Origin of the sequence: Rothia endophytica (assembly GCF_039543885.1) — a bacterium.
GTDB classification, from domain to species: Bacteria; Actinomycetota; Actinomycetes; order Actinomycetales; family Micrococcaceae; genus Rothia; species Rothia endophytica.
Genome location: NZ_BAABKP010000001.1, coordinates 1154920 through 1169071, shown reverse-complemented (window position 1 = coordinate 1169071; position 14152 = coordinate 1154920). Strand labels below are relative to the sequence as shown.

Below are 14152 nucleotides of genomic sequence, written 5' to 3'. Positions count from 1 at the left end.
TTTCTTTGAAGGAGGGCCTTATGGCTGCTCAAGTATTTCTAGATGGTTCTGTCTATAGCCCCGTGGATCCCTTTGCCACAGCCCTAGTAATGAACGAGGGCGCGGTTGAATGGGTTGGGCAGGACGCTGGGGCCCGTTCCATTCTTGATGAAAGCATGCAAAGCATCGAACTAGGGGGAGCACTTGTCGTTCCGACCTTTTCATTAGCTGCAGCGTCCGTAGCATCGGTAGAAGATGCCAAGGCGCTTCTGTCCGTTTGCCGGTCACAGGGCTATGGGGAAGTCAACCTCTTTAGTAAGCACAATTTTCTGAGCGAGAATGCTGCTGGTTCGGAGCTTAAGATTAACACTTATCTTTCGGCAGAAGCACTGCTAAACCCCTCAGAGCTACCGACCAATATCAAAGGTGTGTATTTCACTGAGAATTCTTTGAAACACCTGTCCCTGCTAACCGTAGCGGTGGAACATCAACTGATCGTGTCAGGAGCTTTCACTACTAGCAGCTCTGTCAGAGCATTTCTAGACAAAGTTTCATCTCTTGAACCTCTCGACCGTCTGCGAATCGCCCCGCGCCTGGACGGCATCTTTTCTCTCGAGGATGATCTCATTGACCTAGCACGGTCCCTCCATGTGACCTTGGGCTTTTCATCAGATTACACTTCGGCAGGTGATAGCCTCTCGAGAGCTCTATCCAGCGGTGCTGCTATTACCCTGGGCTCTGATCCTTTGTCTAAGACTGCGACGTTTGGCTGGGACTTAGTCAGCGATGCTGTGAACGCCCCTAAACATCAGGCAATATCGGCACGTGCGGCCTTCCAGGCACTGACCCGTGGCGTTCAACGCGCCAACGGTGTATCTTCACCCTTGGCAGGTCAACTTGTACCGGGTGCTCCAGCTAACTTTGCCCTGTGGAATGTGACTGAGCTGATGGTGCAGACTCCGGACTCGCGTATCTCAGCTTGGAGTACCGACCCCAGGGCCAGAACACCGCTGTTGCCAGCGCTATCGTCTGATGTTGATCGTCCAGTTCTATCATCTGTTTACCTAGAGGGTAAAGCTCTTAAAAACATAGGTCAAACTGAGTTATGTAAGGATTAATGTAAAGCTCGACGGTAACTATATAATGAGAAGTCGGTTGATGAAACCGTGCAGCCCGCCCAAAGGGATTAACCAAGGAGAACTATGCGAGTCTTGACGATCATTCCTACCTACAACGAGAAGGAAAACCTTCCGCGTGTGGTAGAAAGGCTCCGTGCTGCTGTACCCGACTGCGATATTCTCGTCGTTGATGACAATAGCCCCGATGGAACAGGCAAGCTTGCTGATGATATGGCTGCCTCAGATTCACAGATTCATGTGCTACACCGCACCACTAAGGACGGTTTGGGTGGAGCCTATCTAGCAGGTTTTGACTGGGGTTTGGCTGAGGGGTATGACGTCTTAGTAGAAATGGACGCGGACTGTTCACACCAACCTGAGCAACTTCCCTTGCTGCTGCGCGCAATTGAGAATGGAGCCGATCTAGCAATTGGGTCAAGGTATGTTCCCGGCGGTAAGACCAAGAACTGGCCAGCGCATCGTCTGCTTCTTTCACGAGGAGCTAATCTTTACACCCGCCTTATTCTGGGCACCACAATTAAAGACATCACTGCTGGCTATCGTGCTTACACCCGAGAAGCCCTGCAGCGTCTTAACCTTGACGGCATCGACTCAAAAGGCTACGTATTCCAGGTAGATCTGGCATGGCGTTCAGAAAAAGCCGGCCTAAAGATTGAGGAAGTTCCGATTACGTTTATTGAGCGAGAAATTGGTAGTTCAAAGATGGATGGCAACATCATTTTTGACTCCATGAGTAAGGTGACACGCTGGGGTCTATCCTCTCGTTTTGAAGGAGCAAAGAGCAAAATCTCAAACCTGAGAAAGTAAGCTGTTTAGCTTCTCCATGAAAGCTTGAAGCCCCTTACCTGTTAGGTAAGGGGCTTCAAACGTATAAAATTACCGATTTCTAGATGGTGTGACGCTCACGGTAGATATCTAGACGCTGCTGCAGAGTCTCTTCTAATTCCTCGACACTCCGGCGTTCCAGAAGCATATCCCAGTGAGTACGTACTGGCTTTTCGTTGCTTTCTTCAACCTTGCCGTCTCCAGAGACAAGGAAGGCTTCCTTGCCTGACTTAGCGGGCCATGTTGCCGGGATTTCAGCTTCCTGAGCGAAGGTTACAAATAGACGTTCGCCATCTTCAGTGCGGTACTCCACGCGCTGGCGAGGTGCCGGCTCAACGCCAGATTCGGTTTCCATCGACTGAGAACCAAGACGCATTCCGCGAAGGCTGCGATCGCTCATTATTTTCCTCCAAAAAGATGACTGTATGTCTGAAGTGCATAACGGGTATGCAGCACGGGTTTATTCCCGTTTAAGACCAAACTCTAATTATAGCCGGACGAACAGTTTTAGCGAGTCGAATCATCGAGAGCGTTAGTCGTTTCTGTTGCAGTGTCAGTAGGTATTTCAATACCTGAATCTAGCTTATCCAGATTAGGGTTGAGATCCTCTTCAGTAATCCGAACAACGGGAGTATCAACGATGGGGGAGACCGGTGCTGATTCGTCAGTCTGTTCCTCTACGTCTGGTCCTAGGTTGCCAGGGGTGAAAGCATTCCCGATGCCGCGCAGAGCGTCACCAAGTTCGGTGGGGATGAACCACAGCTTATTAGCATCGCCTTCAGCAAGCTTGGGTAGAGTCTGCAGGTACTGGTAAGTCAGCAGTTTCTGGCTGGGATTAGATGAGTGAATGGCATGGAAGACCTTTTGAATGGCCTGCGCTTCACCGTCTGCACGGAGAATAGCTGATTTAGCGTCACCCTCTGCAGTTAGGATCTGAGACTGCTTTTCACCTTCAGCACGCAGAATGGCTGCACGAGAATCACCCTCAGCGGTTAGAATTTGTGACTGCTTCTGACCTTCGGCAGTAAGGATAGCTGCACGACGATCTCGTTCAGCGCGCATTTGCTTCTCCATGGAATCCTGAATGGAATGTGGAGGCTGAATTTCTTTAATATCAACGCGGGAAACGCGGATGCCCCAACGTCCGGTTGTAGTATCAAGTACGCCGCGAAGTTCGGTGTTGATCTTGTCTCGTGAAGTCAGAGTTTCTTCAAGGTTCAGTCCACCGACGACGTTACGGAGAGTAGCGCTGGTGAGTTCATCTACAGCGTGAATGTAGTTGGTGATTTCATAGGTTGCTGCTTTGGGATCAGTGACCTGAAAGTAGACGACAGTATCAATACCTACGACGAGATTATCTTCAGTAATTACTGATTGGGCTGGGAAAGAGACAACCTGCTCACGCAAATCGATGAGGGGAAGTACTCGGTCAACAAAGGGAACTGTCACGTGGAAGCCGGGGTTCAGTGTTGTATGGTATTTACCCAAACGTTCAACGATTCCAGCGCGAGCCTGGGGGATGATACGTACCGCTTTGAGCAAGACGGTAATCACCAAGATGATGAGGGCAATCAGTATGATTGCAACCGTTAGATTAATGATTGACAAGGGGATTTCCTTACAAAATGGGGGTTAGAGAGCTGTTAGGTAGGCTGTTGCGCCTTTGATGGCCGTAACCCGGGCGTTGGTGCCAGAGGGTATAACCATTTCGGGGCTAGAGGGCCTGGCGGTCCAGGTATCACCGGCAAGCGTCGCTAAACCCGCTGTTGAAGTTACTGTTTCAATCACTAAAGCAGTCTGGCCCACCAAACCACCGGCGTTCATCGGAGTATCTGGTGAACTTTGATGAAATTTCTTGATGAGCGGCGGCCTTAGTCCGAGCAAAAGGGCGATGCTAACCGCCGCAAAGATGACAACCTGAGTCACAATGGAATCGACCCAAACAGAGCTGCCGGCAGTAGCCAGGGCAGCAACAGCCATCATGAGGAACACGAAGTCCAACATCAAGATTTCGATGATGCAGAGAATAATTGCAATGGCCAGCCACAGAGCCCACAGGTTGTCCGAGAACCATTCGATCATGTATACCTCCTGTGAAGATTAAGGATATTTCTATTCTCTATGAACTTGATGAAAAGAACCTATGATTGCACCCGTGGTTCAGATGAAATATGGCTATTTCTGGACTGTACTGAAACGCCGATAATATACATTATGTAAAGTAATGTTTTTGAACGCTCCCCTCACCCCGGGATACGTCAGTGGACTAAAGTAATTAATATGCCTCTATCATCTTCAACCAAACAGCTTCCAAATCAGTTTTTACGTTTGTGTATCGACGTGGCGCTCATTCTAATATTTATTGCTATCGGTCTAATGAGCCACGGCGAAGACCTTAGCGATATCCTCAGAGCGTCGGCACCTTTCCTGGCATCTGCACTTTCTGCCCATATTCTGATCTGGGTCATTAATACCAGGAGAAACCTCCCCTTGATGGCAGAAGCAATTATTGTCTGGAGCATTACCCTAGTCGTCGGCATGGCTCTACGAATCAGCTTTGGTGATACCGCAGCAACAGCATTCGTTATCGTTTCTACCCTGACGCTTTTTGTTTTCTTGGTCGGATGGCGACTCATTATCATTTTCGTTGGGCGTAGTCGTCGGTAGTAGTTATCTGAAAAAGGGAGTCCTACGCTGTTGTAAGACCCCCTTTTTCCTTAACTCTCAACCATTACTTGTTTGCGCTATAAGATACCCATTTTTCAAGAACCTGCAGGGCCTTGCCACTATCAATGGCTTCCCTGGCTCTTCCAATTCCTTCAGCAAACCGCTGGTCGAAACTTATGCCTTCAACCGGGCTGTAGGCAGTAATTGCAGCAGCTGCGTTCAGTAACACAGCGTCCATGATAGGACCCATGGACCCCTTCAAAGTTTCATGTACTACTTGAGCGTTATGTTTTGCATCGCCACCGCGCAGGTCGCCCATCACACCTAAGGGAAAACCACAATCTTCTGGGTTTAGTTCGTAAGCAGTAACTTCCCCATCGAAAGTTTCCCATACATATGAAGGGCCAGTAATTGTAATCTCATCCAGTCCATCAGAACCCCGCACAATGAGTGCATGGTCCCCTCTTGATGCAAAAACTTGAGCAATACGTTCAGCCATCTCATGATCTGCGACACCAATAGCTGAAGATCTAACCTGTGCAGGATTAGTCATGGGGCCAAGGTAGTTAAATGCAGTAGGTACCCCTAGGGCTTTTCGTGTGGGGGCCACATGTTTCATGGAAGGGTGGAATATCTGAGCAAAGAGGAAAGTGATTCCAACCTCTGATACAGCTTGAGCAACATCTTTAATGCTCATGTTGAGGTTGACACCTAGTGCTTCAAGAACGTCTGCACTACCGCTAGATGAAGAGGAAGCTCTGTTTCCGTGTTTAATGACAGGAATACCGGCCCCGGCAACTACTAGCGAGGCCATGGTTGAAATATTGACGGTGTTTTGCTGGTCTCCCCCGGTGCCTACAACATCTACTGCCGATGAGGTCACCTCAATAGGTTCTGCCTTCTCAATCATGCCTTGAGCAAGTGCTTGCAGCTCCTGAGGAGTTTCACCCTTAACATGAAGTCCAACTAGAAATGCACCAATGATCGCTTCGGGCGTCGCCCCGCTCATAATCTCATCCATAGCCCAAGAAATTTCATGAGATGTGAGATCATGTTGGGCGGTGAGACGATTTAGTATGTGTTTCCATGATAGGTCTTTTGAATTAAGCATTCACCCAGTCTATGGCGCTTATAGGTAATCTCTCCCCCATGACCCGGTTTGTTGACAGGGAGAGCGGCGACTTCTTCGTGCGCTTCGACATAACTGCGTAACACCGCTTTCAAATAGGGCATTTTATGCAGGATTTACAACACACCCCACGACAAACAGCCCCGCCTATTGGTTCATGGCGAGTTTTACAGACATAATGTCTATGTGACAACTGCAACCCATACTCCAAGTAAGTCGGCTCATGCCGCTCTAAATCGACCAAACCAGGTAGCCGTGGGCACCGTGGTTTGGTTGGCTTCTGAGCTCATGTTTTTTGCCGGCCTGTTCGCCATGTACTTCACGCTTCGTGCTTCACGCCCCGATATTTGGGCTGAGAACACACCCCTGCTTGAAGTCCCGCTCGCTCTCGCTAACACCATCGTGTTGGTCTTGAGTTCCGTTACCTGTCAGTTCGGTGTTTTTAAAGCTGAACAGCTAAAGCCCCGTCGTACCGGTTCCATCTTTGACATTCGCCAGTGGGGAATGATCGAGTGGTTCCTTCTTACCTTCATCATGGGTGCGTTCTTCGTATCCGTGCAGGCTTACGAATATGCCAACCTTGTTTCCGAAGGCATGACTATTGCTTCAAGCGCTTACGGTTCCGCTTTCTACATCACCACCGGCTTCCACGCCCTCCACGTGACTGGCGGTCTTATCGCGTTTCTGCTGATTATTGGCCGCGCGTATGTTGCCAAGCGTTTTGGCCATTACGAAGCAACTTCAGCAATCGTTGTTTCTTACTACTGGCACTTTGTTGACGTCATCTGGATCGTATTGTTCCTGGTCGTCTACTTCCTCAAGTAAGCCAATCGCTAAATTAACTATCCATAACTAGCACACACTAAGGAACAAACAACGTGAAGGCACTTTCTCAAAAGCGGCGCCATCCGCTCGCAGCTCTTGTGTTGCTTGCCCTTGCTCTGCTTCTCTCCGGTGGCCTCTATGCAGTTGCCACAGCTACTAACGAAGCCCAGGCTGCAACAAGCACCTCCTACAGCGCTGAAGATATCGCAGAGGGCCAGAAGCTTTTTGTATCTAACTGCGCAACCTGTCACGGAACCAACGCAGAAGGCTCAGTAGACGGCCCCTCACTCATTGGTGTTGGTGCCGCTGCTGTTGATTTCCAGGTTGGAACTGGTCGTATGCCTATGCAGATGCAGGGCGTTCAGGCTCAGCTTAAGCCCGGGCAGTTCAACGACGAGCAGACGATGCAGCTTTCAGCTTATGTAGCTTCACTCGGTGCAGGTCCCGCCATTCCTGAGGACGAATACCTCGATGTTTCCAAAGGCGATGCAGCTAACGGTGCAAAGGTATTCCTAGCAAACTGCGCTATGTGCCATAACGCTGCTGGCGTTGGTGGCGCTCTAACTCGCGGTAAGTTTGCCCCCACCCTGATGGGCGTATCAGAGAGGCACATCTACGGGGCAATGTTAACCGGGCCTCAGAATATGCCCGTTTTCAGTGATGTAAACATCACCCCTGAAGAAAAGCGCGATGTGATTACCTACCTGAAGTCTCAGGAAGTAAATACCCCCGTTGGTGGTTTCGCTCTAGGCTCGCTTGGCCCCGTGTCTGAAGGTCTTTTGATCTGGACTCTCGGTCTCGTGATTGTCATTGCATTCACCCTGTGGCTCACATCACGAGCTGCATAAGCTTTAGCACACACATAAATTTCGTACCAAGGAAGATTTGAGGCAACACATGGGAAACCATAGTGACGGCGTAAAGGCTCATACCTCTGCCGTAGTTACCTCTCAAGAGGCAAGTCAGGAGAGGTTCCCCGATCCGGGGCTTCCCCCGCACGCTCCACGTCTGACCGACGTGGATTCTAAAAAAGCCAAAGGTGCTGAGCGACAGGTAGTTCTACTATTCGTCATCTCAATACTCGGCTCCCTGCTGTTCTGGGTTGGATACTTCGGTATCGAGGTCAGCGGCAACTTCTACGATGTCATGAACCCCGAAGCTAACAAGATGCTTCGTTTGCAGAACCTGCTCATGGGTCTTGGCGTCGCTTTCGCGATGTTCGGTATTGGTATCGGCATCGTCCATTGGGCACGGTCACTCATGCCTGACCATGAGATGGTCGAAGAGCGTCACGCGGTTACTTCTGAAGAGGACCGCGCAGAGGCTCAGGAAATCATGGAAACTATCATCGAAGAAACCGGTATTAAGCGTCGCCCTCTGCTGCGTAATACCCTCATCGGTTCGGTTATCCTCGCTCCCCTGACTTTTGTCACCCTCTTCCGTGATCTGGGCCCTGCTGATCCGTCAGTACTCAAGTACACCATGTGGGACGAAGGTGTCCGTCTCGTTCGTGACCCCTCAGGTACTCCTATCAAGGCTGCTGATGTAACCCTTGGATCTGCTTACCACGTTCTGCCCGAGACCCTTTCAACCCTTACCCACGAAAATGGGTACTTGGAAGAAAAGGCCAAGTCAGTTGTATTGTTGATGCGTCTCGATCCCAGCGAACTCAACGTTTCTGAAGGCCGTGAAGACTGGAACGTAGACGGCATCATCGCCTACTCAAAGGTCTGCACCCACGTTGGCTGCCCCATCGCTCTCTATGAGCAGCGCACCCACCATCTGCTGTGCCCCTGTCACCAGTCAACTTTCGATGCTGCTAACGAATGTGAAGTTGTTTTTGGTCCCGCAGGTCACGCCCTGCCTCAACTTCCCATCCGAGTTGACTCGGAAGGCTACCTGGTCTCACAGAGCGACTTCCACGAGCCTGTCGGTCCCGGTTACTGGGAACGCGCAAAGCACGTTAAAGAAATGGCAGGTGAAGCATAATGTCGCACTCACTGCAGTCCGATTACAAAGCTAAGACAACAACAGGGCGCATTGCTCACTACGTTGATCAGCGCGTAGGCGTATCTGGCATCGTCAAAGAATTTGGCCGTAAGATCTTCCCTGACCACTGGTCATTCATGTTCGGTGAAGTTGCTCTGTACAGCCTCGTCATCTTGATTTTGTCAGGAACCTTTCTGACCTTCTTCTTCAACCCCACCATGGTTTCGGTGACCTACGATGGTTCATACGTCCCCATGAAGGGCGTAGACATGTCAGGTGCTTACGCATCTGCCCTGGACATCTCCTTCGATGTACGCGGCGGTCTGCTCATGCGCCAAATTCACCACTGGGCAGCCCTCATGTTCATGATGGCCATGACCGTGCACATGTTGCGTGTGTTCTTCACCGGCGCTTTCCGCCGTCCTCGTGAACTCAACTGGGTTGTTGGTGCAACGCTGATGATTGTTGGCATTCTTGCTGGCTTTACTGGCTACTCACTTCCCGATGACGTTTTGTCAGGCAACGGTCTTCGTATTATCGACGGTATCTTCAAGTCGATTCCGCTCATCGGTACCTACATTTCACTGTTCTTCTTCGGTGGTGAATTCCCCGGCTCCGCAATCATTAGCCGTCTCTACAGCCTTCACATCATGGTGATTCCGGCAATCCTGCTTCTGCTAGTTGCTATTCACATGTTCATGGTGGTCATCCACAAGCACACTCAGTACCCTGGCCCAGGCCGTACTGAGAACAATGTGGTTGGCTTCCCCGTTGGTCCCGTATATGCAGCTAAAGCCGGTGGCTTCTTCTTCATTGTCTTCGGTATTATTGCGCTCCTTAGTGCAACCTTTACTATCAATGCATTGTGGAACTACGGCCCCTACGATCCCTCCCCTGTTCAGGCTGGTACCCAGCCCGACTGGTACGTAGGATTCGGTGATGGTGCACTGCGTTTGTGGCCTGGCGTATGGCCCTTCCCTTGGGAATTTGAATTCCTGGGTGGAACCTGGGTGCTTAGCGTTCTGCTCCCCTTCGCTCTCATGGCGGGCAGCGTCATAATGGCTATGGTCTTCTGGCCTTGGATTGAGCGGTGGGTTACTAAGGACAACCGAGTTCATAACGTTCTCGATCGTCCTCGAAACGCTCCTTTCCGCACAGGCGTAGGCGTTGCAGGTATCATCGGTTACGCAACCCTTATGATTGCAGCGAGCTCAGACCTTATTGCAACACACTTCCACGTTTCATTGAACGATGTTGCTTACGCGCTGCGCGCAAGCTTCCTGGTCGGTCCTCTCATCGGCTTCTACATTACTCAGCGTATTTGTTTGGCACTTCAGCGTAAGGATCGTGAACTGGTTCTTCACGGCATTGAGACCGGTAATGTGGTGCAGCTGCCCCACGGTGAATTCATCGAAGTTCACAAGCCTGTTGATGAATACCGTCGTTACGCTCTCGTCGATTTCGAGTCGCCCGCCCCCCTCCCGGCTCAGCCGAACAAGAAGGGTAAGGTCAATCCCATCGAGAAAATTCGAGCTGGTCTTTCAAAGATTTGGTTTGAAGATCGCGTTGTAGCTGTGACTCCTGCTGAGCTCGAAGCAGCTCACCATGATCACCACAGTGACCACGCTGTTGAGGGTAGCGTTTCAGCTTCTCTTGAAAAGTAAATAAGCGGTTGTAGCTAGATGCGGGGCACCTCACGGAGGTGCCCCGCATTTGTTTTAAAAATATTTACTATTTTGGTGGGAATTAGGTGTGTTGATTATAAGAACCCTGCCCCGCCCGTGATTGGCTCTTCCTGAGCTGTCCTGAGCTGTCCTGAGCTGTCCTGAGCTGTCCTGAGCTGTCCTGAGCTGTCCTGAGCTGTCCTGAGCTGTCCTGAGCTGTCCTGAGCTGTCCTGAGCTGTCCTGAAAGGCTACTAAGGGGTTACCCAGGGACTTTGTATTGCACAGCGTGATAAAGCTCAGGGATCTTTGGTGAAAACCATGAATTTCTCGCAGGGTCTCGTGACCAGTAGTAAAAGGTTGTAAAACGAAAGACAGAGAGAACTAAGGTCGGGCGAACGGAGGCCCTATAGACCGACGATAAACCTTAGAGGCAAGCCCACTTCGCAAGAATTAACGGGTATGAGTCTACACACCTTAGCTCACTCAATCACTCATAAATGAGGCTAAAAACCGTGAGCCAAATACTAAGTTACGGACCTCTGACTCATTCTCGCTGCATTGACTGTAACCAGGAGACTTTAGCCGGTACTTACAATCTACGAACAAGCCTGCCTCTGGGAAATGGTTTAGATGCAGTTCTTGATAGTTGTTTTGGATACAAAAAAGTTGGTGCCCGGAACTATTTAGAACCGGACACCAACCTGTTAGTTATTTAGAAAACTAGTGAGCGTGATCGCCACTGTTGTATTCATAAACCCAACCTATAACTGCAACCGCTGCAACGGGCAACGACAGGAGGAATACCCACCAGCCGACAGCTAAACCGACAACGGCGATAGAACAAGCCACGCCAATCAACAGGGGCCACCAAGACCATGGTGAATAGAACCCATAATCGCCAGCAGCGTGCGAAATTTCGCCATCAAGGTCTTCGTAGGGCATATCTGGATGCTTCTTGTCAGTGAAGGACAAGAAGTACCAGAGGAAAAGACACATGACAGCTGTTGCAAGAAGCGCTGGGAAACCGGCCCAATCATTAAAGTCAGTCATGAACCCGTAGGTGATACCAACCGGAATCAGGAATACACCGATGAGACCAAAAATCTTTGAAAAAAGTTTCATACTATGTCCCCTATCGTGCGCTGATCTGGCGAGCAGCCGCAGCGACGTCGTTGTTGGTTGACAGCTCCGGATGGTGCAAGTCAAGTGCAGGACGCTCTGAACGGATGCGGGGAAGAGCTGTGAAGTTGTGGCGAGGTGGCGGGCAAGAGGTAGCCCATTCCAGAGAACCGCCAAATCCCCAAGGATCATCAACATCAACGGTCTTAGTTGAACGGTAAGTGATGTATACGTTCCAGAACCAGGGGATCATCGAGATAGCGAGAATCATGGAACCGAAAGTTGAGAGCTGGTTCATCCAGGTGAAGCCGTCTTCAGGCATGTAGTCAGCGTAACGACGTGGCATACCGTCCACACCAAGCCAGTGCTGGACCAGGAAGGTCGTATGGAAGCCAATGAAGAGCAACCAGAAGTGAATTTTACCAATGCGTTCGTTGAGCATTTTACCGGTGAACTTGGGCCACCAGAAGTAGAAGGCGCCGAACATACCGAACACCAAAGTACCGAAAATAACGTAGTGGAAGTGTGCTACCACGAAGTATGAGTCTGAAAGGTGGAAGTCAAGCGGAGGAGCCGCCAGGATAACGCCGGTGATACCGCCGAACAGGAAGGTAATAAGGAAGCCGAAGACCCACAGCATGGGGGTTTCGAAGGTAATCGAACCCTGCCACATAGTACCGATCCAGTTGAAGAACTTAACACCAGTAGGAATACCAATGAGCATCGTCATGAACGAGAAGAACGGAAGCATTACCGCACCCGTGACGTACATGTGGTGAGCCCATACGGTTACTGATAGAGCAGCAATCGCGATGGTAGCGAAAATCAGACCCTTGTAACCAAAAATCGGTTTGCGTGAGAAGACCGGAATAATTTCGGAAACGATACCAAAGAAGGGCAACGCCAGCACATACACCTCAGGGTGACCGAAGAACCAGAAGAGGTGCTGCCACAGAATGGCTCCACCGTTTTCAGGATCAAAGATGTGGCCACCTAGGCGGCGATCCATGCCCAGGGCAAACAGAGCTGATGCAAGGGGCGGGAAGATCATGATGATCAGAATCGCAGTGATGAGCGTAGTCCAGGTAAAGACCGACATACGCCACATGGTCATACCGGGAGCACGCATACAGAGGATGGTGGTCAGGAAGTTGACGCCACCCATGATGGTGCCGAAGCCCTGCAAGGCAAGACCGAAGATCCAAAGGTCGCCACCAACGCTAGGGCTAAAAGTGGTGCTATTCAACGGTGCATAAGCGAACCAGCCGAATGACGCAGCGCCCTGAGGAGTAATAAACCCAGCAATAGCGATGAGTGAACCGAAAAGGAAGAACCAGAATGCTAGTGAGTTCAACCGTGGGAAAGCAACGTCAGGAGCACCAATTTGAAGAGGAACGATGACGTTAGCAAAACCAACAAACAGCGGGGTACCGAACATGAGCAGCATGACAGTACCGTGCATGGTAAACAGCTGATTGAACTGTTCCTTGGTTTCTAGAATCTGCATACCGGGAGAGAAAAGCTCTAGACGCATAATCAGAGCCATAACACCGGCAAAGCAGAAGAAAATGAAAGAAGCGATCAGGTACATGTACCCGATGGTCTTGTGGTCGGTGGAAGTGAGCCAATTGACGATAATTCGCCCTTTAGACTTGGGCACCACCCGCGGAATAACACTGCCGTTAGTTGTGTCCGCTGAATACTCAAGAGTAGTCACGGGTTACCTCTTAGTTGTTGGTGTTCTGGTTGGGATTGCGGTTGTATTCATCACCGAGACGTCCGGTATTACCTTCGTCTTCTAATGACTGAATGTAGGCGTCATACTCGTCCTGAGGGACAACCTTGACGTTGAAGAGCATCTCAGAATGGTACTCACCGCAGAGCTCTGCACATTTGCCAGCGTAGGTGGCAGCCTCATCACCTGTAGTGAAGTACATGTGGTTGGTCATGCCGGGAATGGTGTCACGCTTCTCAAGGAAAGCAGGTACCCAGAATGAATGGATTACATCGCGAGACTTTAGCTGGACATCTACAGTCGAGTTAGTAGGCAGATAGAGTGTAGGAAGGGTTTCTTCAACACCTTCTTCACCGGTGGTGCTCAGACGCGCCTGAATACCGGAAAAGTAGACATCTTCGTTAATGTAGTTGAAGTCCCAAGCCCACTGCTTCCCGTAAACCTCGACGGTAACATCGGCGGTTTCAGCCTTGGGTGCGGTTATCTCTCGCTCAGCCCTGTCAGAGAAGCTGAAGAGGCTAACAATCAAGATAACGGGAATTATGGTGTAGAAAATTTCCAGAGGAGCATGGTAGCTCACCTGGCGGGGGTAACCGGTTTCGTACTTGCGACGACGGTAGGCGATGATGCACCAGAGCATGAGGCCCCAGGCGACAAGACCCACGGCTAAAGCAGCTACCCACGAACCAATCCAAAGGTTCATGATGGTATCTGCGTTATCGGTTACACCACGCTGGGTAGGCAACCAGCCCACCTTTGCCTGTTCTGAACAACCGGTCAATAGCAGTGCGGAGACTGCAGTAGCGGTGGCTATTGCCTTGCTTTTCAGCCCCTTGCTGCCGGTTCGATGCTGCGAACTCACAGACGGCCCTTCCTGTAGCGATGTGCGTGTTACCTAGGTGCCGTGTGTGGACAGCAATAATCTAGGTATAAATCTTTCAATACGAGCTTACCTGCAAATGGGGAATTACGGTGACAACCTGTCATCTAATAGACGTGTCATTACAAAAGTATTTCGTGACAGCCATACTAAAAAATTTAGGGTCAGCCTGTGCGAAAGCACAGGCTGACCCCTATCGT

General features: G+C 50.4%; 14 protein-coding genes. 7 read left to right on the top strand and 7 right to left on the bottom strand.

Features of this window, described 5'->3' with window-relative positions:
* Positions 1–20 precede the first annotated feature (20 nt).
* Both ABD982_RS05285 and ABD982_RS05280 read left to right on the top strand, forming a co-directional pair.
* Positions 21–1097, top strand: coding sequence for an amidohydrolase (locus ABD982_RS05285; protein WP_345445331.1), 1077 nt, complete (start codon positions 21–23; stop codon positions 1095–1097).
* Between the two features lie 84 nt (positions 1098–1181).
* Positions 1182–1925, top strand: a complete 744-nt coding sequence (locus ABD982_RS05280) for a polyprenol monophosphomannose synthase (protein WP_251380077.1) — start codon at positions 1182–1184, stop codon at positions 1923–1925.
* 79 nt (positions 1926–2004) lie between these two features.
* On the opposite strand, the gene ABD982_RS05275 is transcribed toward ABD982_RS05280, so the two are convergent.
* The 3 genes from ABD982_RS05275 to ABD982_RS05265 all read right to left on the bottom strand — a co-directional run bounded on the left by ABD982_RS05275 (position 2005) and on the right by ABD982_RS05265 (position 4025).
* Positions 2005–2343, bottom strand: coding sequence for an RNA polymerase-binding protein RbpA (locus ABD982_RS05275; protein ID WP_345445328.1), 339 nt, complete (start codon positions 2341–2343; stop codon positions 2005–2007).
* A 107-nt stretch (positions 2344–2450) separates the two neighbouring features.
* Complete coding sequence (locus ABD982_RS05270; RefSeq protein WP_251380170.1) at positions 2451–3542, bottom strand: SPFH domain-containing protein; 1092 nt, start codon at positions 3540–3542, stop codon at positions 2451–2453.
* A gap of 33 nt (positions 3543–3575) precedes the next feature.
* On the bottom strand, positions 3576–4025 hold the full coding sequence (locus ABD982_RS05265; RefSeq protein WP_345445326.1) for an NfeD family protein: 450 nt from the start codon (positions 4023–4025) through the stop codon (positions 3576–3578).
* Positions 4026–4223: 198 nt separating this feature from the next.
* Here ABD982_RS05265 and ABD982_RS05260 point away from each other — a divergent pair, with 198 nt between their 5' ends.
* Complete coding sequence (locus ABD982_RS05260; RefSeq protein WP_345445324.1) at positions 4224–4610, top strand: DUF3054 domain-containing protein; 387 nt, start codon at positions 4224–4226, stop codon at positions 4608–4610.
* Positions 4611–4674: 64 nt separating this feature from the next.
* Here the strand turns inward: ABD982_RS05260 and trpD are convergent, their stop codons facing one another.
* The gene (gene trpD, locus ABD982_RS05255) at positions 4675–5721 is read right to left on the bottom strand and encodes an anthranilate phosphoribosyltransferase (protein ID WP_345445322.1); all 1047 of its coding nucleotides are present in this window, start codon (positions 5719–5721) and stop codon (positions 4675–4677) included.
* A gap of 204 nt (positions 5722–5925) precedes the next feature.
* Here trpD and ctaE point away from each other — a divergent pair, with 204 nt between their 5' ends.
* From ctaE to qcrB, 4 genes are read left to right on the top strand one after another with little or no spacing between them, the layout of a single operon-like run.
* A complete protein-coding gene (gene ctaE, locus ABD982_RS05250; protein WP_251380082.1) occupies positions 5926–6564 on the top strand; it encodes an aa3-type cytochrome oxidase subunit III in 639 nt (212 codons plus the stop codon).
* Positions 6565–6617: 53 nt separating this feature from the next.
* Positions 6618–7412 (top strand): cytochrome bc1 complex diheme cytochrome c subunit, encoded by a 795-nt coding sequence (gene qcrC / locus ABD982_RS05245; RefSeq protein WP_345445318.1) that lies wholly within the window; start codon positions 6618–6620, stop codon positions 7410–7412.
* Positions 7413–7461: 49 nt separating this feature from the next.
* Complete coding sequence (gene qcrA, locus ABD982_RS05240; protein WP_345445316.1) at positions 7462–8553, top strand: cytochrome bc1 complex Rieske iron-sulfur subunit; 1092 nt, start codon at positions 7462–7464, stop codon at positions 8551–8553.
* Positions 8553–10217: a cytochrome bc1 complex cytochrome b subunit gene (qcrB, locus tag ABD982_RS05235; protein ID WP_345445314.1), complete on the top strand. Its 1665-nt coding sequence runs from the start codon at positions 8553–8555 to the stop codon at positions 10215–10217. Before qcrA ends, qcrB begins: the two co-directional genes overlap by 1 nt.
* Before the next feature lie 721 nt (positions 10218–10938).
* Here the strand turns inward: qcrB and ABD982_RS05230 are convergent.
* From ABD982_RS05230 to ctaC, 3 genes are read right to left on the bottom strand one after another with little or no spacing between them, the layout of a single operon-like run.
* A complete protein-coding gene (locus ABD982_RS05230; RefSeq protein ID WP_251380086.1) occupies positions 10939–11340 on the bottom strand; it encodes a cytochrome c oxidase subunit 4 in 402 nt (133 codons plus the stop codon).
* A gap of 10 nt (positions 11341–11350) precedes the next feature.
* A complete protein-coding gene (gene ctaD, locus ABD982_RS05225) occupies positions 11351–13054 on the bottom strand; it encodes an aa3-type cytochrome oxidase subunit I (RefSeq protein ID WP_345445312.1) in 1704 nt (567 codons plus the stop codon).
* A 10-nt stretch (positions 13055–13064) separates the two neighbouring features.
* Complete coding sequence (gene ctaC / locus ABD982_RS05220; RefSeq protein WP_345445310.1) at positions 13065–13934, bottom strand: aa3-type cytochrome oxidase subunit II; 870 nt, start codon at positions 13932–13934, stop codon at positions 13065–13067.
* Positions 13935–14152: the final 218 nt, after the last annotated feature.

Coding starts and splice junctions, on each gene's coding strand:
- ABD982_RS05285 (WP_345445331.1), top strand. CDS start 21: ATGGCTGCTCAAGTATTTCTAGATGGTTCTGTCTATAGCCCCGTGGAT.
- ABD982_RS05280 (WP_251380077.1), top strand. CDS start 1,182: ATGCGAGTCTTGACGATCATTCCTACCTACAACGAGAAGGAAAACCTT.
- ABD982_RS05275 (WP_345445328.1), bottom strand. CDS start 2,343: ATGAGCGATCGCAGCCTTCGCGGAATGCGTCTTGGTTCTCAGTCGATG.
- ABD982_RS05265 (WP_345445326.1), bottom strand. CDS start 4,025: ATGATCGAATGGTTCTCGGACAACCTGTGGGCTCTGTGGCTGGCCATT.
- ABD982_RS05260 (WP_345445324.1), top strand. CDS start 4,224: ATGCCTCTATCATCTTCAACCAAACAGCTTCCAAATCAGTTTTTACGT.
- trpD (WP_345445322.1), bottom strand. CDS start 5,721: ATGCTTAATTCAAAAGACCTATCATGGAAACACATACTAAATCGTCTC.
- qcrA (WP_345445316.1), top strand. CDS start 7,462: ATGGGAAACCATAGTGACGGCGTAAAGGCTCATACCTCTGCCGTAGTT.
- qcrB (WP_345445314.1), top strand. CDS start 8,553: ATGTCGCACTCACTGCAGTCCGATTACAAAGCTAAGACAACAACAGGG.
- ABD982_RS05230 (WP_251380086.1), bottom strand. CDS start 11,340: ATGAAACTTTTTTCAAAGATTTTTGGTCTCATCGGTGTATTCCTGATT.